At 40.5% G+C, this 20,596-nt stretch carries 12 protein-coding genes; all 12 read right to left on the reverse strand.

Annotated features, from left to right (window positions below; all coding sequences use genetic code 11):
- The 12 genes from FHS59_RS11400 to FHS59_RS11455 all read right to left on the reverse strand — a co-directional run bounded on the left by FHS59_RS11400 (position 1) and on the right by FHS59_RS11455 (position 20,381).
- Complete coding sequence (locus tag FHS59_RS11400; protein ID WP_184495266.1) at positions 1 to 5,316, reverse strand: ATP-binding protein; 5,316 nt, start codon at positions 5,314 to 5,316, stop codon at positions 1 to 3.
- Positions 5,317 to 5,323: 7 nt separating this feature from the next.
- Positions 5,324 to 8,596 (reverse strand): sensor histidine kinase, encoded by a 3,273-nt coding sequence (locus tag FHS59_RS11405; RefSeq protein ID WP_184495267.1) that lies wholly within the window; start codon positions 8,594 to 8,596, stop codon positions 5,324 to 5,326.
- Positions 8,597 to 9,058: 462 nt separating this feature from the next.
- Positions 9,059 to 9,253 (reverse strand): hypothetical protein, encoded by a 195-nt coding sequence (locus FHS59_RS11410; RefSeq protein WP_184495268.1) that lies wholly within the window; start codon positions 9,251 to 9,253, stop codon positions 9,059 to 9,061.
- Between the two features lie 212 nt (positions 9,254 to 9,465).
- Positions 9,466 to 9,924 carry a nuclear transport factor 2 family protein gene (locus tag FHS59_RS11415; protein WP_221444493.1) on the reverse strand — a complete coding sequence of 153 codons (459 nt, stop codon included), beginning with the start codon at positions 9,922 to 9,924 and terminating at the stop codon, positions 9,466 to 9,468.
- A gap of 9 nt (positions 9,925 to 9,933) precedes the next feature.
- Entirely contained in the window at positions 9,934 to 10,470 is a 537-nt protein-coding gene (locus tag FHS59_RS11420) for a DsrE family protein (RefSeq protein ID WP_184495269.1), read from the reverse strand.
- Between the two features lie 21 nt (positions 10,471 to 10,491).
- Positions 10,492 to 12,522 carry a S9 family peptidase gene (locus FHS59_RS11425; RefSeq protein WP_184495270.1) on the reverse strand — a complete coding sequence of 677 codons (2,031 nt, stop codon included), beginning with the start codon at positions 12,520 to 12,522 and terminating at the stop codon, positions 10,492 to 10,494.
- A 32-nt stretch (positions 12,523 to 12,554) separates the two neighbouring features.
- The gene (locus FHS59_RS11430; protein ID WP_184495271.1) at positions 12,555 to 13,859 is read right to left on the reverse strand and encodes an APC family permease; all 1,305 of its coding nucleotides are present in this window, start codon (positions 13,857 to 13,859) and stop codon (positions 12,555 to 12,557) included.
- 345 nt (positions 13,860 to 14,204) lie between these two features.
- Positions 14,205 to 15,893 (reverse strand): gamma-glutamyltransferase, encoded by a 1,689-nt coding sequence (ggt, locus tag FHS59_RS11435; RefSeq protein WP_184495272.1) that lies wholly within the window; start codon positions 15,891 to 15,893, stop codon positions 14,205 to 14,207.
- 17 nt (positions 15,894 to 15,910) lie between these two features.
- Positions 15,911 to 17,557, reverse strand: a complete 1,647-nt coding sequence (locus FHS59_RS11440) for an arylsulfatase (RefSeq protein ID WP_184495273.1) — start codon at positions 17,555 to 17,557, stop codon at positions 15,911 to 15,913.
- 74 nt (positions 17,558 to 17,631) lie between these two features.
- Positions 17,632 to 18,702: a DUF3500 domain-containing protein gene (locus FHS59_RS11445; protein WP_184495274.1), complete on the reverse strand. Its 1,071-nt coding sequence runs from the start codon at positions 18,700 to 18,702 to the stop codon at positions 17,632 to 17,634.
- 17 nt (positions 18,703 to 18,719) lie between these two features.
- Complete coding sequence (locus tag FHS59_RS11450) at positions 18,720 to 19,604, reverse strand: dioxygenase family protein (protein ID WP_184495275.1); 885 nt, start codon at positions 19,602 to 19,604, stop codon at positions 18,720 to 18,722.
- Between the two features lie 12 nt (positions 19,605 to 19,616).
- Positions 19,617 to 20,381: a hypothetical protein gene (locus FHS59_RS11455; protein WP_184495276.1), complete on the reverse strand. Its 765-nt coding sequence runs from the start codon at positions 20,379 to 20,381 to the stop codon at positions 19,617 to 19,619.
- Positions 20,382 to 20,596 lie beyond the last annotated feature (215 nt).

Here is a 20,596-nt window from a genome sequence, read left to right on the forward strand (position 1 = left end):
TTATTTTGGGTCAAAGGGTAATACAATCGTCATTTTACTTCCTTCATTTACTTTACTAGTAACCAATAAGCTTCCGCCATGTGCTTTGATGATGTCATGGGTAATGGAGAGCCCTAGTCCAGTGCCTTCTGTTCCTTTTTTGGTGGTGAAAAATGGCTGTAGGATCTTTCCAAGAATCTCTTCGGGAATTCCGGGTCCGTTGTCTATAAATTCGAGCATCACTTTGCCATTGGAGAGATAAGTATTCACGGTCAATTTTGCTTCGTAATTCCCGCTTCCCAGCACATTCATTTTATCCCGCATGGCATCGAAGGCATTGTTGCAGAGGTTTAAAATCACTCTGGAAAAATCTTCCGAGATAATTTTCAGCTCACCAACTTCCTCTTTCAGCTGCAGGTCAATGGTTACATTGATTGGGTTTTTGGCAGCTCTCATACCATGAAAAGCCAGATTGACAAATTCTTTGATGATGGGATTGATGGCTTTGGATTCCATCTTGTTATTGGAAGCCCGGCTGTGTTGCAGCATGGACTTTACAATTCCGTCGGCTCGGGTACCATGTTCATGGACTTTCGCCAGATTACTTTTTACATCCTCGAGAATGGCGATAATCTCCTCCTTGGTTTCAGATGATTCCAGATTTTCCAATTCTTCGAAAACCTCTTCGATCAATTCACGACTTAGATCGGAGAAATTATTTACAAAATTCAGCGGGTTTTTGATCTCATGGGCAATGCCTGCAGTAAGTTGGCCAAGACTGGCAAGTTTTTCCTGCTGTACCAATTGTTCCTGAGCAGCTTTAAGTTCTTGAAGGGCTTTTTCAGCCCTGGCTTTCGCTTTCTTGAGCTTCTTTAAATCTTCTCTGGCTTGGGAGAGATCCTTGAATCGCGAATAAGCCAAAGAGAACACCAATGAAGCTCGAGCCAGCAGATCCCAGCTTTCGGCGGAAATCTCTCCTGGGGTTGCAGCTCCGATAGCACCATTAGAAAATTTGGTCAAATGATAGGTGCGTTCCGGAATTTCGATGCCGTAATAGCCATTGAGTTTGGGAGATTGCTTTGCACAGTAATTAATCCATTCTTTTCGATTCTCTCCTTTCATCACGATGGAGGTTTTCGTCTCTTCGCTCTGATAGAAGTCCAACATTTCTCTACCAACCCAGGTATCTTGATAATTTAGATCAAAATGGTCTGCTACATAGGTTTTGGTCCCATCTCGGATGTCTTTGATGGAATACCAGCATTCCGCCAACCCTTCATTAGTTTTATTGATATAGATCGAGCTAGTTTCGAGCTCTTCCACTCCCACTAGACCCATCTCCTCACGCATGACTTGCGCTACTTCTATCAGTTCTTCCGGTTCTTGCATTGCCAAAGCCCGAGCTCTTACCCGCTCCAATGCAAGCTCAATTTTCGCTTTTCTGTTTTGCTTTTCAGCAGTGAGCAAGTCTTCAAATCGTCGATAAGCCAAGTCAAAAACCCCAGCAAAGCGAATCAATGTGTCGGTGGACTCTTGAGGAGGATTTGGCACTTGTCCGGCCAAACTAAAACCGATCTCACCATGAGTGGTACGCGCGATGACGAAGGTTAGACCTCCAATGGCCAAGATGTCCTCTTCAGATGGGGCATGAGGGTCAGCTTGTTCATACTTACTATAGGTATTCATTTTGTCAAGGTAGTTCCAGGCTTCAGGTCCGTTTAAATCCAAGGCAATGATGGGAGAATCACTCTTTTCCCATTTGGCCAGTCTTGGAATCTCATCGTGTACAAACTTGGGAACTGAGATGATCATGCCCACCCGTTCACCATCTTCGGAAGTCATGGACATTTCATAGTTTGAAGGCGTCCACTTCATATGCCAGAAGTAGTCTGCCTCATTTCCAAGGGATATAAATTCCTTTCGCATAGAAACCACAATGTCGAAGAGTTCATCGGAATGAGTCATAGACGTAACTTGAGCTCTAATTCGTTGGAGAGAAAGTTCCAGCTTGGCCTCTTTGGCTTGTGCCTCAGCCTTAGTAAGATCAAGAAAACGGGTGTAGGTCAGATCAAAAACCTGAGCAAAACGCTTAAAGATGTCTTCCTCTGCACAGGGTACTTCCGTAATAATGACCAAGTAACCTGTCTTGAAGTAGGCGGCATGAAGTCGCTGCCATTTAGGACGAGGAATTCCTGAATCTTCCATTTCTTCAAAAATTTGCTTGGCAACAGGAAGATTCATTAGCCATTCATAGTGCTCTTGAAGTTGTTTGTTTTCTAATGTGACGGTTCGATAGGATTCGCCTTTTTCCCATCCTTCATACAAGGTTTTGTGTGCAAAATCGCCTTCATTTGGAAGAGAAAACGGCTGAATCAATCCATTGTCCAGACTGAGCCACCATTCATCTTCTTTACTGTCTTTTTCGCAAAGCACAAATCCGCAAGTCCAAAGATTCTCCACCAGTGTGTTTAACTCACCGAACAAAACTGTGGCGACGTCGCCCAATTCCTCTGCTTTTTGCATTCCCAGCGTACGGGATCTCACACGCTCCAAAGCTGCTTCAATCTGTGCTTCCCTTGCCTGTGCTTCAGCCTTTTGAAGATCTAAAAAGCGGGTATAGGTTTGTTGGAAAACCTTCCCAAATCGCATCACTATTTTGTTCTCTGCTTCTGTATAGGGAATCCCCGAAAAGTTCTCGATATACAAACTAACATCTGCTGATAATGCTGTGGTAATAGCCAAGCCGGGACAGCTAAAATAAAATGCTTTGACTTCCTCAGGTAATCCAGGGACGTGGCTTAAAAGCTCTTTGTAAAATTTATTCTTTTCTTCAAAATCTAGATTGGTAACAAAGAAATCAGTCCTATTCTCTTTGGCTTCATTGAACTGAGTTGCCCATATAGATTCGAAATAGGGATGTGTTATTTTCGATGGAATATTCTGCTCATCTGCGATCCAAAAATGCCAATCTCCTTTAGGAGAATAGTCCACCACAAATCCAGCGTGGTCAAGATTGATTTTTAACTGAATGAGTTGCTGGTAAACCAGTTTGATGACTTCCTGAAGTTCGTCACTTTTTTGCATCCCCATACTTCTGCTTCGGACACGCTCAAGCGCAAGTTCAATTTCAGTTTCTTTGGTACGATATTCTGCATTTTTCAGATCCTCAAATCGCTTATAGGCCAAGTCAAAGACTTTCGCAAAGCGGGCTAAGGTATCCATTGCATCTTGAGGTGGATTTGGTACAGATCCTGGAAGACTATAACCTATTTCACCGTGCGTAGTGCGAGCCATGACAAATGTTAAGCCTCCAATATGTCGGATGTCATCGAGCGTTGGAGCATGCGGATCCACTTGCTCAAAATCGCCCCAAGTGATCATTTTATGAACATAGTCAACCGCTACTTCTGCATCCATTGCAAGTACAAAAAGAGGATCTGTTCCTTTTTCCCAATCAGCAACCGCTTTTATATCGCCATGAATTCGTCTTGGCAAACTCATCACCATACCAATCTGAGTACCATCACCTGAGGTCATGGCTTTTTCATAGCTGTCAGGATGCCAACGCATATGCCAGAAATAATGGGCCTCATTTCCCAAGTCGACAAATTCCTTTCGCATGGATACCATAATCTCAAGTAGTTCTGTAGATTCCCTCATGGAAGCTACCTGACCTCTGATGCGCTCCAGCGCTGATTCAATTCTTGCTTCCTTAGCCTGTGCCTCCGCTTTTTGGAGATCAAGGAATCTAGTGTAAGCTTGATTGAAGACTTTGGCAAAGCGAATGAAAATATCATGAGCTTCTGGAATTGGCTTATAGGTAATGAACAATAAATGTCCATGGTTAAAAAATGCCACGTGGTCAATTTGACTTTCGGGAAGCGGAACTCCAGAATTGTGTAATTCGGTTAGGGCCTCACCTAAAACCGGCAAAGTTTTGAGGTAATCGTAATGTTGTTTGATGACTTCTGGACCAAACTCTTGGATATAAAGCGGCTTACCTTTTTTACTCTCTTCATAATATTTAAGGAAAATATTTTCTCTGGGAGTTTTATAAAATGGAAGAAAACCAGCTGAGGAAGTGAACCACTCTAAATCCCAAGCTTTGCCACTTGTAGTTTCTTCATCGTAAATGTGAAAAGCACATCCCCAATTCTCAATACCCAGTTTTCTAACTTCTTCTTCTAAAAGGATAGATGCTTCTGCTAACTCCTCACTTTTTTGCATAACAAGAGACCTTGATCTTAGCCGTTCCAATGCTGCCTCGATCTGAGCTTCCCTTGCCTGATTTTCTGCTTTTTGAATATCCCGAAATCGCTGATAGGAAAGAGAAAAAACCTGATGAAATCGCTTGAAAATAGTAAGGCTTTGTTCATCCAGAGATTTGTATAGGGTTAATCCTAAACCTCCTTCACCAATAGAAAGAAAACAGTATCCCAAATTATCTGATTCCTCCAAAAGAGGATCTTTGAAGTGATTTTCCTGCTTGCGATGACTTATGAATTCTTGAAGTTCCTTTCCAGTCAATTCCCCCAAAAAATGACTGTCTTTTGCGGCAAGCATTTGATTGACCATTTGCTGCTCCACAGGATTTTTCTTGTATTCCGTGCGCTCGATAATGTCTCGATCGTAGCTAGGGAAATATTGATAGCATAGATAAATCTCTGCTTGAGATTCAATAATTGCAGTTTGAACATTGCGGATTTGATCTAAGCCTATGACTTCTAATTGCTGAGCGATCACTCGGCAAACCTGGAGCATATCATTCGGGGTATTCATCCCCATGGCCGCGGTTCGCACTTTTTCGAGAGCTGCCTCGATTTCCAACTCCCGGTTTTTCAAAAGAAGTTCGGAAGTTCGCTGATCGACTGCTTCTTGAAGACGTTTGTTTTCGGCTTTGAGTGCATCCGCAGCAAAGGCCTCTCCTTCACTGGCTTTCATGTCTGGGTAGGATCCGTGTTGATGCAATGCGATCCAGCCAGTATCCGTTTTTGACAAAAGGGAGGACATTCTAAAAGGCGCGTAGAAAGTCCATTCTCCTTCTATTTTCACATAGAGATCGGTGAATTCATTGACCATCACATAGTCTCCATAAGGGAGTACTTCTATTTCTCGGTTTCGGAATTCAGCCTGACCGACCATCTGATCTTGTAAGGCATAGCTGTACTCCAAAATTTCCTGTTTACTATGCCAGATCTCTTCTTTAGTCCCACCGATATTATAGTAATCATCCGTAACAAATGTGGCCCAAAGCTCATAGTCACCTTTGATGTAGGTTGTCCAATAGGTTTCGAGCCAATTTGCCAACTCGGTTTTAAGTGCTTTGGTAATTTTCATTTGTTTTCTATTTGATAGGTAAAAAAATGATCATTTCTGTACCTTCTCCTTCTATACTTTTTACTCTCAGGTCACCGCCATGCGCTTTGATTATATCGTAGCTCAAGGATAGTCCAAGCCCGGTTCCGCTACCAGTCGGTTTCGTGGTAAAGAATGGTTGGAAAATCTTATCTTTGATTGCTTTTGGAATTCCTCCTCCGTTGTCTTTGATACAAATTTCTGCACCTCCTGTATTTCCCGGTAGATCAATCAATCGAGTCATGACGGAAACTTTTGGTTGGTAGCTTGAGGTATCTCCCTCTGTTGATTTTTCGTCTTTGGCTTTTTGTGCGACAGCGTAAAAGGCATTATTTATCAAATTCAAAATCACTCTGCCTATGTCTTGGGCGACTACTTCGGCAAGAGGTAAATTTGGATCCAGATCGGTATCAAAATCAGAACTAAAACTCTTGTCTTTTGCCCGCAATCCATGATAGCTCAGTCTTAGGAATTCATCAGCCAAGGCATTGATATTGGTAGGGATTTTATCAGTGGCATTTTTTCGACTATGCTCAAGCATACCTTTGACGATAGAGTCAGCTCGATTTCCATGATGACTAATCTTAGTCAGGTTTTCTTTTAGATCATCAGAAATCTCTATGGCTACCTGAATATTACCTTGGGCCAATTCCTCCCGCATCTCCTCGATCAATTCGACGCTGACTTCGGAGAAATTATTGACAAAATTCAAAGGATTCTGAATCTCATGGGCGATACCGGCGGTAAGCTCTCCCAGTGAGGCCATTTTTTCTGATTGAATCAGTTGTGCTTGGGTGGCTTTGAGTTCTTTGTAAGCTTTTTCCATTTCTTTGGCTTGGGCAAGTTCTCGTTCCTGATTTTTGATTTTTTCACTAGCCAGGATACGATTTGTTTGAAATTTAACCAATCCATACACTAGCACTGCAAAGCCAAGAAAGTAGAGTATAAAGGCCCACCAAGTGGCATACCAGGGAGGAATTACTATGAAATTGAAGGCGATTTCTTCTGAAAGTGTATTGAATGTGTTTTTGGCCCTGACCTTGAATGTGTAGCTGCCGAAAGGAAGATTGGTGAATTCACGACTGACTTTTTCCTCCCAATTCCCCCATTCTTCGTCATAACCCTCTAAAAAAGTCTGGTACTGAATTTTGTTTTCCCGAACAAAAAAAGGAGAGATATATTCAAATGAAAATTCGTTCCCTTTAAAAGGAATTTCTGGTACTAAACCAGCTAGGTACTTGGGTAAGGCTAATCGTTTTTCTCCTGCCGAAATAGCGCTAAAATGTAGAGGAACCGGATGGTCTACTTTATACTCTTTATTTGGGTCAAGTCTCATTAAGCCCTCATCAGTTCCAATCCAAATTACTCCATCTTGCTGGGTATAGCCTGAAGTCACACCACTTGCAGTAATTAGATTGACTGGGTAGCTCTTCAAAAGGTAACTACTGTCTGGCTGTTTTATGGCATATCTTTTCTCACCTTTAAAATCCAAATAAACATTCCCTGTTTCCCCGACTCCTAAACCGTAAGTATCGAGATTAATATCTGCCACTTCATCAGAAAAACTAAATACTGGATCTTTCTCAAATTCATTCGTGCTTGTATTGAAAAAATAAAAACCTTCGATTCCTGAGGTGTACACTTTGCCATCAATTGGACCCTCTGCTAAACCTGAAAGACCCCGGATTCCTTCATTTTCACCGTATTCTTCTACTCTGGCATTAGGCACATCCAGATTTCCTGAGGCAGTTTGGGGGAAAATAATTCGGTATAATATTCCCGCTTGCGTTCCTCCCCAAAGTTCTCCTTCTTGATTTTCTGCTAAAGAATAAACCGAGCGGGCTACCCCAGAGATAGGACCAATATCCTCATACTGATATCCGCCATTACTTTTAAGTTCTCTTTTGAAAACCTCTATGCCATAATTTCCACTAAGAAACACATACCCCTCATGTCTTTTCGATATCAAAACCCTCAAACTCTGAAAACTTTCAGTTTCCGGAATGATTTTCGATTGGCCTCCCTTGATTTCATAAAGTCCAACGCCCGTACTTAAAACGCTATTGGTGTCTTCTACTAAATCAAATACTTGTGTATTGGGGATTCCTTCTACTTTCTTAATTACCCCGTCATTTTTGTCCAGATAAAGCACATTCGTGGATGTTCCGATATAAAGTGTATTATCAAAAGCTGACAATGAAAGTGCATTACCGATTTCGTAAGTATCAGAATAATATCGAGTGAGAGGGGAGAATATTTCGATTTTTGAAAGCCCGCTATTTGTTCCAACCCATAAATTTTGCGTGTTGTCCAAGTGAAAAGCATAGACACTTTGATCGGGAATAGAATTTTTAGTATTGAAATGTGAGACCACCTTACCTTCTTGATCAATAATAAAGAATCCGCTTCCAAGAACACTTAGGGCATAAGTATTGTCAGGCAATGCCAATGCTTTATACAAACTTCTTCCCTGAAGTAAATCATCTATTTCGGTAGGGAAGGGATTGAAATTTTCTCCATCATAATGAAATAGGCCACCAGAGAATGCACCAACTAAAAACTCTCCTTCCGTTTTATATGGTAGCAGTACTTGAACTCGATCCCGACCCAGAAATTCACTTCCTGGGATAAGCTCAAGCGTGCCTTCCTCCTCCTTAAATAAACCCAAATTCATTTGGTGGGTATAATAATCATCATACAAGCTGAAACCGTACATAAACTCTGTGTCGGGTTTCCAAATTTTAAGATTGCTTGCTTGATTATTTTCTGCGGGGGTATAGACAAAAATGGCTTCTCTTGCCTGGAAATAAATTTTGCCTTGCCTTTCACGAATGGACCAGACATCGTTGAAAATAAAATCAGCTGGATACCCTTCTAATAGTGATTTTTCAAGTGTTTTGCCAGTGGAGTCCTCTGTGACCAACCCGAAATCACCTAAAGATCCATAGTAAAGAGTGCCATCAGAAGCTAGCAAGGTAGACCGGACATTGGTATTGAATTCGGTACTGGGTGAAGCTAAAAGCTCCCAGTTTTTTCCATCGAATTTTTGTAATCCTGTGCTTGTGCCCACAAAAAGGTAACCGTCCAAGTTTTGGTTGACATTCCATATCTGTTGTCCTGCTGTACCCAAATCTCCAACAACATAATTGGTGAAGCTAGGTACGCCTTTGGAGGCATTGATTTGACCCAAAGAATCGAAAGTGAATAAGCTTAACACAAGAATGCTTACAACTGAGAAATGTTTCAAAAAGTGGATTTTCATTGTGTTTTGATTTTAATTAAGACTGGGATTTGGAATTCTTGATTTTGGAGGTACTCAAAAACTGGAATAGGTTATTAGGGCGACTTTTGACAATGGGCTTTAATTTGGCCTTAAGCCTGCCATGGTACAATTCAAGCAGTGCTGCTTGTTTGGGTTTTTCCAGTTGCATTGATGTAGAAATAAAATCTATGAAAACCTTCCACTTTCAAATGGTATGTTTTCAACACTCGATAAAAATCAGCTTAAGCCAAAAAACTGATGGAAAGCCGGTAATGGAATTTATCCACTAATGAAGTGGGCTAATAAAATAGTTGGCGATACTCTGTTTGGTAAAAACAAAATACAAAATCAAATCATGAACTAGACTAGAAAAGCTCTGATTTTTAATGAATTAAAAAGATAAAACCCAAAAAAGCCCTTGTAAAAAGTATTTTGAAGGTTAAAAAATGATTTTTAGGAAGACTATAATCCTATTTTTCCGTCTCCATCAATATCCTTCCCGGATTGTTCTTCTAAAATTTTCAGAGCCTTGAGAAGGATTTCCCTTGTTTGAAATAATTCCCTTTCTAAGTTTCTAACTCTGATTTCTAATGTTTCAGCTTTTGACTTTTGGTCCTGAATTTGACCTTGTTGGATGAGGTCCCAAAATAATCCCATGATTTAATTATTTGTTGTAAGATTAATGTAGTACTAAATAATAAAAAATTTGATTTGGAGAGTTTTTTGGAATGTAGGCATTGTCGGATTTTCTAAAAAATGTGATCAAAAAGATTTCTATTCATGTCAATTTTCAGTTTGAATTAATTCCTGTAATCATATAGCATCTCTCTGAAAGTTTTTTCTGCTTTGGCTTCCCATTTTCTTCTTTCCTATTGAAGGGGTAAAGTCACGAACAACTGAGACTGAATCAGCCAGACTCCAGATTTTTTAGTCCATTGAGCTGAATAATTTCCTCCCACTACTGGATTGTCAGAATCCTCAAAATACCCTTTCCAGGTTCCTGTTTCCCAAGCTAGATTTGTTTCTGGATTGACTTTGATCTCTTCTGGAGTTCGAATCCAATACATCTTTGGACCTTCAATACTTTTGATATACTTCATCAATTCATCCTTTCCTGAAAGTAGAGTCCCTCCTCCTGTGGTGATCAGAACATCATCCGTTAGGAAACTGCTGTTTAGTTCTTCATCAAAGTTTCGAAGTGCGGCATTGGAAGCCTCCCGTTGTGCTTTAATTTGGTCGATATCGGCCTCTTGCCCAAATAAATCCAAGGGTGTCCAAAATAGGAACCCTTGGAATAGTAAAAACAATAATACTTTTGAGATCTTCATCGCTGTCATTTAAAGGGCAAATAATAAAAAGCCTTTTTTCATCAGGTCTGTGGTAGCAGTAAATCTTGAAACTGCCATTTCTACTCCAGGATAGATCATGCTAGGCTCTAAGTTTTGCTTCATCATTGATTGCCCACAGACGATAATTCTTATTCCATTTTTCTTGAACTCCTCTAATATTTCAGCATTTGGGTTGGTTACACCAAATCGCTTTTTGTATTCTTCATTGCTTAGAGCAATTGGAGTTGAACCCGAAAAAACCACAAATACGAACGCTAGATTTTCCTTTGGTACACCAGCATAAATATGCAAATTGTACATCCTCGCTGCATAATCTAAATCATCAGACACCTTTTTTTTGTCTTCGATCCTATTGCCAAATTCTACTACGAATTTGTAATGCTGACTAGGATCCGGTTTGATGGTTTCAAATGGGACTTCCTCAACACCTCCATACCCTTGAATAGCCGGGTAGACCATGCCTTGTGCTTGCGTCATTGCTATGAAAGCAACTAAGCAAATCAATGTTAATAGGTACTTTTTCATAGCAAATGGATTAAAGTGATTTTATTTTTTGTCTCTGTAGTGATTAAACCAACTTAAAATCGAAGCAGATTTACTCATAAGCATGCTTGGTCTGTTGACTAAACCATGGGATGCATTAGGAATTCGAACCATTGCTGTTTCTACTTCCAGTAATTTCAGCGCGGCATAGAATTGCTCGGATTCAGCGATGGGAGTTCGGTAATCCTTTTCTCCAGTCAGTAGCATGGTCGGAGTTTTTACATTACCTACAAAAGTAATCGGAGACCGCTTTGCGTAATTCTCAGGCTCTTCCCATGGATTACCTGGAAACCAATATTTCGTAAAAAATGCAGGGTTATCCGCATACAAGACATGAGTGGACCAATTGATCACGGGCTTCGCTACAACGGCAGCTTTAAATCGATCGGTCTTCCCTACGATCCAGGCAGTTAATAAACCTCCGCCACTTCCACCGGTAACAAATAGATTCTCAGTGTCCACATAGCCTTTCTCGATCACTGCATCCACCCCTGACATCAGGTCTGCATAGTCATGATTTGGATAGTCATGATGAATGGAGTTTCCAAATTCCTGCCCATAGCCGGTACTTCCTCTTGGATTGGAATAGAGCACGACATAGCCTGCAGCAGCATATTGTTGGATTTCATAAGAGAAAGCAGGTCCATACATGGCAAATGGGCCGCCATGGATTTCAAGAATAAAAGGATACTTTTTGCTTGGATCAAAATTAGGTGGAGTCACAATCCATCCTTGGATTTTTAACCCATCAAAGGATGATTCCCACCAGATTTCTTCCACTTTCCCCAAATTCCTAAAGGAGAAAATATCATCATTTAATGCTGTGATTCTTTTGACTTCTCCATCAGACCAAACTGCCAAATCAGCTGGATGATCTGTCCCGCCTAGGGTATAAGCAAACTTGGAATTATTTGAAACTGAATAATCCCCGGCATTGTAAGGTCTTCCAAGATCCAAACCTCCCAATCCCTCGACTACAGTTCTGATTTTTCCAGTCAAAGCCACATGCCCGATTTTGGTATCACCAAATTCATCGTATTGAAAGTAAATTCCCTTTCCATTACTTTCCCATTGTGGATTTCCTGCATCCCGGTCCAAGTCAGCAGTCAAGTTTTTGATACTGGAACCATCCACATTCATGACATACAAATTTGTCACTTGGTAGCCTTGAAATGTGTCGTCAAAACCTGTGTATGCAATCTGAGTTCCGTCAGGAGAAAGCACTGGTCCTCCATCAGGACCAAATCTAGAGGTCAATGCCTTGATAGCACCAGATGCCAAATCCATTTGATAGATATCTGAATTGGCTGGCTCTAAATCATGGTTTTCATGAAGATTCGCAGAGAAAATCAGGCTTTTTCCATCCTTACTCCAAATTGGAGTTCCATAATCATTATCGTCAAAAGTCCATTGTCTTGCCGTGCCTCCAGCAAGTCCTATAGTGAAGATTTGCTGGTTTCCTGATTTGTAATATCCTGCTCCATCCCCACGATAATTCATTTCATCGATGTAGATCGGAGCATCATTCCAGGTAGCACCTTCAGGCTTAGCAGGTATATTCAAAAGTGACTTTTTTGCCTTTGGTACAAACTGGGTAAATGCCAACTGTTGATCGTCAAATGACCAGGAAACAGATCCCGGAGGATTGGCAGAATTAGTCAGAGCAACAGATTCTTTTGTATCTAGATAGAGTACAAAAAGCTTCATTTTCTCGTCCTGTTGATTGGATCGGTAAGCGATTTTGGTACCATCGTGAGACCAGACTGGGCTGACATCGTTGTGATTTCCTTGCGTCAACGGACGATTTTGGGTCCCATCTATATTCGTTATCCAAAGATTGGAATAATCCCTATCCGTCATGATGTCTTTGAAATTCCTAACATATACCACTTTGGTACCATCTGGTGAGATGGAGGGATTGGTAACATATTCCAGATTGAAAATATCTGTCAGTTCCAAATTGGTTTTTTGTTGTGCATTTAGGACTGGAAATACTCCAATCAGCAGGAAAAAAAGGATGGATAATTTTTTCATAGTTCTCAATTTGAAAGATGATACATATGGTTTTATGATTTTGATTTTTTATCCCTAATGGTTTTTACAAGGAAGTAAATGACCGTCAGAGCAACAAAGAATACTGTAAGACCAGTTTTTTCGTACCCGGTCAAGTTGGATAGGAAGAAAAGGATGATACCGGCTGATAAAATCGGAACTGTAGGCCCAAAAGGAATTTTGAAGTCACCGGGCTTGGAGGCTTGTTTTTTTCGAAGCCAAATGACAGAAAGGCAAACACCAAAATAAGCAAGTAGCATACTAGCAGATGCGATCACTGCCAACTGTCGAAAACCGCCTAAAGCAGCTAGTGTGAATCCGATTCCGGCATATAGTAAAATTGCGAGATATGGAGTTTTAAATCTTGGGTGAATGGATGCCAGTTTTTCTAATGGAATCACCCGGTCACTCGCCAATCCAAAAATCACTCTTGGAAGATTGAGTATTTCCCCACTAAGCATTCCAAACATAGAGATCCCTGCCCCGACCAATAAAACGGTGTATCCTATAGGCCCGAAAACAACATTTGCTACTGCCGCCAAAGGTGCTTCTTTGAATTCCGGCAACTGATCTCCCATGACTCCCTGCGCTACAGTTTGGATCAAAACATAGAGGATCAGAACAAAGAGAATTCCGATAAAAATTGCCTTTGGAACAGTTTTTTGAGGGTTTTTTATTTCTCCTCCAACTGTAAGTCCGGCATCACCACCTTGGAAGGCAAAGAATAAAATCAAACAAGCCTGCCCAAATTGGTTGAAAGAAGGGGCAGATTCCCAGTACAGATTTGAGAAGGATACATCTTTCCAGCTAAAGAATATCAAGAGTAGAATAGGGGTGAGTTTAGCAACCGTATTGATTTTGACTAATCCAATTCCCTGCTTCACTCCAATTACGTTGAGGAAAGCCAAACTTGAGAAAATCACAAATAGAAGGAGAAATCTGTTGACCGGATCAGTGAAAACTGGAAAGGCAAGTCCAATCAATTCTACCAAGGCATTGGAAACAGCTGCATCAGAAAAAACACTTCCCGTGACAATAAAGATGGCTGCCAAAAATCCGGCATAAGGGCCAAAAGCAGTTTCCACATAGGCATAGCCACCTCCTGATCTTGTGATTTTACTTCCCGCTTCTGCGAAGCAAAGCATGACGAGTGCAATCAGAAATCCGCAAAACAGGTATACGATGATTCCAGAGGAACCCATGATTTCCGCCACAATGGCTGGCAAAACAAAGATTCCCGCTCCAACGATGATGTTGACAATGTTTGCCGAGAGCCCCCAGACCCCAATTTCCCTTTTTAAACCCGTTTCTTTTTCCACTCCTTTGTTGATGTTTAATTACTTCTTAAATATGTAATTCCTGACCATTGCCAGCATTTTTTTGCTTTCTGCCTTCAGCTTTCATAATTCTTTTGCCATTGCCAACTTCCGTCTTCTGTCTCCCGTCTTTTTAGCTTTCTCACTTCAGCTTTCAGACTTTCCCAATGCTACTTCAATAATTTCGTTTATCCTTACAAGATTGCCACGTCGTCGTACCTCCTCCTCGCAATGACGTTTCCAAAATATAAATCTTCTCCAAGGGGGATTGGGTACGTTTCCAACTTCCGTCTTCTGTCTCCCGTCTTTTTAGCTTTCTCACTTCAGCTTTCAGCCTTTCCCACTGACCTAATATCCTCTCGCCCCTCCATCTTCACTGGATGAATCCGCCGCTCCGACCCAGATTCCTAATTCCGAATCATAGGTTATCCCCATCAAAACACCAAGGTTGTTTGTAGGCCGTAATTTATGTCCCATTTCTTCCAAAGCCTTTCTGGTATCCGGAGAAAGTAGATGTCTTTCATAAAGAATCTGATCAGGAAGCCACTGATGATGGATTTTCATCGCTTCGATCGCCCGGTCTATGCGCATTTCATAAACCAAAACATTTAATACCGTCTGAAAAACCGTGTTGATAATGGTTCTTCCACCCGGACTTCCGATCACCAAATAGGGTTTTCCATCTTTTGCCACAATCGTCGGAGTCATGCTGGAAAGCATCCGTTTTTCAGGTGCCACGAGATTTGGATCGGAGCCGATTAATCCCGTGGAAGTGGTGACTCCCGGTATCGGATTAAAATCTCCCATCTCATTGTTGAAAATGAATCCCAGCTTTTCAGAACCCATTTTTACCCCGTAAGAATTTTCTAAAGTGTAAGTCAGGGAAACTGCATTGCCATCTTTGTCAGTTACAGAAAAATGCGTGGTATGATCTCCTCCATAGAGTTGGCCAAATTTTGAAGAGTCACTTTTTGAAGCATGATTTAGATCCAGGTTTTCAAACCTTCCTTTCGCAAATTCTTTCGAAATCAATTTGTCAACAGGCATCTTAGGATTGAAATCCGGATCTCCTAAAAATTCTGCCCGATCCGCAAATGCCCTTCTCATTGCTTCCGCAACCAAGTGCACATAAGCGGTGGAGTTAAATTCTACCTCTTTGATAGAAGCGGCTTCCAATAAATTCATCATTTCTATCAAGGCAACTCCTCCTGAACTAGGTGGAGGCATTGAAAAAATCTCGTATCCATCGAATGTCGTGCTTACTGGTTTTCTTTCAACAGCCTCATATTTGGCAAGGTCTTCCTGAGTGATGATTCCTCCATTAGCTTTCATGTAAGCTTCGATTTCTGCAGCCACTTTCCCTTTATAAAAACCATCTCTGCCATGGTTTTTAATCTCCGTTAAGGTTTCTGCCAAAGCCTCCTGCTTCCAAAGTTCACCCGGTGCCACAATCTCTCCCTCGGAATTTCTAAAGTAGTTTTTCATGATGTCCCATGATTCGTCGGCATCAGAAATTCTAGTAGCTACCCGATACAATCCCCAAGACATCGGAAATCCCTTTTTCGCCAATTGGATTGCTGGTTCCACCAAGTCTTTCCAAGGAAGTTTCCCATATTTCTGATGTGCCTGATAAAGCCCTGCCACTGTTCCAGGAACACCAACTGATAGCAAACCACGGTGATTGGAATTGTCTTTGATTTCACCGTTTTCATCTAAAAACATGGTCGGGCTGGCTTCCAAAGGAGCTTTTTCCCGGAAGTCAAAAGTGGTCACATCGCCATCGGACTTCATGAAGACGATAAATCCACCACCTCCGATATTTCCAGCTTCCGGATGAGTTACTGCCAAAGCAAAAGCTGTGGCAACGGCAGCATCAATGGCATTTCCACCTTTTTTCAGGATTTCAACTCCCACCTCAGAGGCTAAATAATGATCGGAAACTACCATTCCGTTTTTGCCAAAAGTTTGACTCTTGACTGGATTTGTAAAGGCTAAAAAACCTAAGAGGAAAATGAGGAAGTAATGGGTACGCTTCATAAAATTTTATTGGAAAATTAATTTGATTTTGGTGTGGGAATGATCACTCCCACATTTTCAGAATATTGATCCCAGTCAGTGAGGAGTTCTTCATATTTTACAGGAAACTCATTTTTTAGATTATGCTGCTCAGCAAGGTCATTTGAGAGATTGTATAATTCAAAATTCCCTCTTTCAAAGGGTTGTATGTGATTCACCAGTTTCCAATCCCCTTTTCTGATCATCGCATATCCTCGATGTTCCAAACCAAAGACATAGTTGGGTTCATGAATTAAATCTGTTTTTCCAGAAAGGAATGGAATGAGTGAATTTCCTAATTGTGGTTTTACTGGATTTTCATTCCATTTTTCCGGGTAAGATATTCCCGCAACTTCAAGGAAAGTTGGGGCTAAATCCATTACTGTTAGAAATGAGGCGTTAATTTCTGGTGATTTTTCCACTCCTTTTCCAGCAATAATCAGTGGAGTAGTAATTCCTCCTTCTGTAGTAAATCCTTTGAAATATCGAAATGGAGCTGATCCTGCTTCCGCCCATTGAGGACCATATGAAATGAAGCTTTTTTCGGTTCCCATTTCCTCATAGGCATCTGTGTAATGCTCTTGAATGTAAGGACCATAAAATGAGCTGTAATAAAAATCATTTCCAGCGGCACCATTGTCTGACATAAAAATGATCAGCGTGTTTTCGTACAACCCTTTGCTTTTCAAGTAATCAAGAATTTTCCCAATATTCTCATCTAAGTTATCTACCATTCCCGCATAGATCTCCATCTTTCGCGACTCTTTGGCTTTTTCCTCAGAGCTTAAACTTTCCCAAGGTTTGATGGAAGGATGGATGGCTGGCAAACTTGCATTTTGAGGGATCAAGCCAGATTTTTTCAGACTTTCGAGTCGCTTTTCCTGAAGGATTTCATAACCTTCATCGTACCTACCTTGATATTTTTTCCAATACTTTCCTGGAACCTGTAGTGGCCAATGAGGAGAGGTGTATGCAGCATAGCCAAAAAATGGTTTTCCTGTTTCGAGGTTGGATTCAATATAGGATATCAATTTTTCAGTGTAGAAATCTGTGGAATAAGCGCCTTCAGGCCAATCGGATTTTTCTCCATTTTCTGTATATAAAGATTTGTCACCATAAGTTAATTCGGGACTATCAGGAAAAAGAAGTCTATTACTGAAGTGATTGGCTCCACCTTCCAGCGTCACAAAAGATTTTTCAAATCCTTTTCTCGCTGGATTATCTTCGGGTCTTAAACCTAAATGCCATTTCCCAGCCATAAAAGTGGTATATCCTGATTGTTGAAGGAGTTCGGGAAAAGGGATTATTCTATCTGTCAGGTGGCCTTCATATCCTTTAACATCAGTTACCAGATCTTGTGAGCCCATACCGGCTACATGATTGTTATTTCCTGAAAGCATCATGGCTCGGGTCACGGCGCAAACCGGGGCAGTATGGAATCTGCTAAATCGAATTCCGCTAGCTGCCAAAGCATCCAGGTTTGGGGTGGCAATATCTCCGCCAAATGCGCCAATATCTGCATATCCAAGATCATCAGCTACGATAAGAAGGATGTTTGGTCTATTTTCAAAGGTTTCCTCCACTTTTGGACTGCAGAATGAGAAAATGAAGATCATTCCAAAAATCGGGAGAAAAGGAAATTTCATATAAAAAACGAAAGTTTGGTATTCAAAATTTACTATTAATATCTCGAGGATGACCTATCTAACAAGAAACTATTTTAATTGTGGTCATGATCCATTCGATGCTTTCGCAGAATGTCTTCACCAAAATCTCCATCTTTCTTTCTTAGGATGGAATGAATATGGTTGGCATTATCCAAGAAGCCAACGTTGTCATATTCAATAAGGAAATCAGGACTATGGATCAGGTAATAATGGGCTTTCATCGGTTCTAAGCTTCCGATCCAGGAAAAGTAAACTTGGTCTAATCCTCTTTCATGAAGGATAGCCATATATTCTTCAGCTTTTTGGGTTTCTAAATTTCCAATGTATTCCTCAATGAGGTAGTGTAATATTTTTTGCTGCTCAGGATTCAGTTCAGAGCCTTTGATTCCACGATATTCAGAAATCCACTGAGGTCGATCGGGGCTGGTTATGATGTCTCCTGGTACTTTGTCTTCGAAAACAGCTTTGGCTTTTTGTTCCTCATTTAAGAGGTTTACAAACCAAAAGCCGTAATCCTCTTCTTTACTCAATGGTCGAATTCCGGCATATTGTGTGGTCTCAACTACTGCTGGATCGGAACCGAAAAACAGAGGTGTTAAGGAATATTCTGAATTCACCATGGTCAAGTTGATAGAAACATGGTGTCCTTCAAATTTCAACCCCCAAGTGCCTTCTTCTTTGGGTTCACCCCAAACGGCGGCAAAATAATTTCCATAATCCCAGTTCAATCCACGGATCATATTGATCGTTCCCTCATTTATTTCCCCATTCTGAAATTTGATTTCAAAAATCTCATGAAGAATGTCATCCACCTGCATGATGCTGAAGGTCTTGAGATAGCCTTGAGAACTGAAAATTGCACTCAGGATTTTATGAAACTGAATTTTAGATTCTTCTGAAAAGTCTCCATACCTCAGGCCCGCTCTTGGAGCTAAACCCAGAGGTAAATTGGTCCATTTACTTCTCATGCTGTCTTCCATCGAAAGCATCACTTTGGATTTTTGTTCCGAATTCAGTGTGTTGAGAAAATCCTGGGTAGTATGAATCAGTTTGTCAGCTGTTTGTGCTTGTAAATTGATTCCAGTTGTTAGTAGAAACGCTAAGAGGAAAATTAATTTTTTCATAAAATGGTAAGGTCGATTTAAGATACTTTGATATATGATTGGGATTGAATTTCTGAACCTGGTTGGAACATTTCTAATTTGAATTTGCCGCCGGGTTGGAATCTCATCCTTCGATAAGATCCATCGTGTAATCCTGGATACTCGAAAGTATTGTCTCCCAAATAATCGAAGGCGACTCCAAAGACTTCATTTTTTATCCAGAGTCTTCCTTCTTTTTGGAAGAGTTCTATTTTTCCTTCCTCTTCACCTTCAGACTTATAGATTCCGACTAATTTTTCAAGAGAAGCCTTTTCCATTCCTAATTTTTTGGAAAGTCCTACATTATAAGAAACAATATTCCCATTATTACCATCGGGAGTGACTTGCAATACTCTGTTTTTTGCGGCGTCATTGGAGGCCCAAGGGTCTTTTTTTATGTTCTCGTCTCCTGAGAAATAAAGTTGTGTTACCAAAGTCTGATATCCCTCAGCGGTGATCATCAAATGATAATGGGCAGGCCGGATCATTCCTCCTCCGGCATCATAAGGCACAGGTAAGATGGTGTCGAATGAATATTGCCCTTTAGAATCTGTCATAACAGTTCCGCGGTAATTATAAGCAGGAGTAGAATTTTCATAGACACCTTCCTCATCGCAATGCCATAATTCAACTTTAGCATTGGCATAAGGAGTGGCACAATCATCATTCATAATAATACCAGTTAGATGAATAGGCTTACCCTTTTTGCCGGCAACATTTAAGTTGCTTCTCATGGGACTATCAGGTCTGTAAAATGGGCCTAAAATATCCGTGGTGGTTTCACAGTCTCCGATGTATTTTTTCCCGTCAAACTGGATAAATCCGAATGCACTCACGGAAATCACACTGAGTGCAGAGCTTTGAATAAATTTTCTTCTTTTCATGGTTACTAGAGTTTAGTCTAAAAGGAAATTGACAAGTTTTGAAAAGGCACCTGACTGTGGCACAATTACATATAAAATCTGAAATAGGATGTAAAGAGAAAGGGAGAAGATGATTGGGTATAAATTTCTTCCCTTTTTTAAATCATAAATTAATAAGAAAATCAAGATCAGATCTATCAATAAAAAGGATACATATTCAGGACCAAAGCCGGGAAAAACGTACTTCACATCAAACCAAAAATAGAGAATGCGATCAAGTGTTGGTCCCATAAAAGTCAACACTGCAGCCACCATAAATCTTGCATGAATGGCAGGTGTTTTCTTAAAATAAATAGCAAGGGTATAAAAACTACCTAGCCAGATTAAATAAACAAAACCTATCGCCTGGTAAGAACCTAGAAGGATTAAACCTTCGTCTATGGACATGCTCTCTTGTCCATTGGAAATGTTTTCAGTTAATAATGCCAATTGACCTTGGTAACTATGACGCATCATCAAAAATGAGGTCAGGAGTACCAGGGGAATCAAGAAATAGGAGAGTTTTCCAACTTTCCTATGGAGAGAAAGTTTTCTGTATTTTATTAAAAGAGGTTGGGTGATTGCCATGCAAACCCAAACACTCATCAATGAAAAATGTAAGTGGACAATTCCTGGAAATGGGCTAGTTAATATTGAGAAATATGTAAAATAAAACCCTCCAAAAATTCCCGCAATAAATAGCATCAGCCAATAACCCATATTTGGATAAATAGCACTGATCGGTTCTTTGACCCTCATCTGAAACAAAATATTAATTGGCGATCCGTTTTTTTCGGATCAAATAAGCTAGTGGTCTAGTTTGGTCAACTAAAAATCTTTTCCGAAATCCACTTTAAAAATGATTGCGTGACTTCGAGTATTTTGTTGAATATACTAAAAAATGCAATTCACATACAAAAAATACAAATTGAAATCAGATTTGAACCGAATAATTCAAATCTGATCCCAATTAT

This window comes from Algoriphagus iocasae, from assembly GCF_014206875.1.
GTDB lineage: Bacteria > Bacteroidota > Bacteroidia > Cytophagales > Cyclobacteriaceae > Algoriphagus > Algoriphagus iocasae.

Excerpts from the sequence above, each read along its gene's own strand:
- FHS59_RS11410 (WP_184495268.1), bottom strand. The coding sequence starts at position 9,253 with ATGGGATTATTTTGGGACCTCATCCAACAAGGTCAAATTCAGGACCAA.
- FHS59_RS11400 (WP_184495266.1), bottom strand. The coding sequence starts at position 5,316 with ATGAAAATTACCAAAGCACTTAAAACCGAGTTGGCAAATTGGCTCGAA.
- FHS59_RS11455 (WP_184495276.1), bottom strand. The coding sequence starts at position 20,381 with ATGAGGGTCAAAGAACCGATCAGTGCTATTTATCCAAATATGGGTTAT.
- FHS59_RS11450 (WP_184495275.1), bottom strand. The coding sequence starts at position 19,604 with ATGAAAAGAAGAAAATTTATTCAAAGCTCTGCACTCAGTGTGATTTCC.
- FHS59_RS11425 (WP_184495270.1), bottom strand. The coding sequence starts at position 12,522 with ATGAAAAAATTATCCATCCTTTTTTTCCTGCTGATTGGAGTATTTCCA.
- FHS59_RS11415 (WP_221444493.1), bottom strand. The coding sequence starts at position 9,924 with ATGAAGATCTCAAAAGTATTATTGTTTTTACTATTCCAAGGGTTCCTA.
- FHS59_RS11445 (WP_184495274.1), bottom strand. The coding sequence starts at position 18,702 with ATGAAAAAATTAATTTTCCTCTTAGCGTTTCTACTAACAACTGGAATC.
- FHS59_RS11405 (WP_184495267.1), bottom strand. The coding sequence starts at position 8,596 with ATGAAAATCCACTTTTTGAAACATTTCTCAGTTGTAAGCATTCTTGTG.
- ggt (WP_184495272.1), bottom strand. The coding sequence starts at position 15,893 with ATGAAGCGTACCCATTACTTCCTCATTTTCCTCTTAGGTTTTTTAGCC.
- FHS59_RS11420 (WP_184495269.1), bottom strand. The coding sequence starts at position 10,470 with ATGAAAAAGTACCTATTAACATTGATTTGCTTAGTTGCTTTCATAGCA.
- FHS59_RS11440 (WP_184495273.1), bottom strand. The coding sequence starts at position 17,557 with ATGAAATTTCCTTTTCTCCCGATTTTTGGAATGATCTTCATTTTCTCA.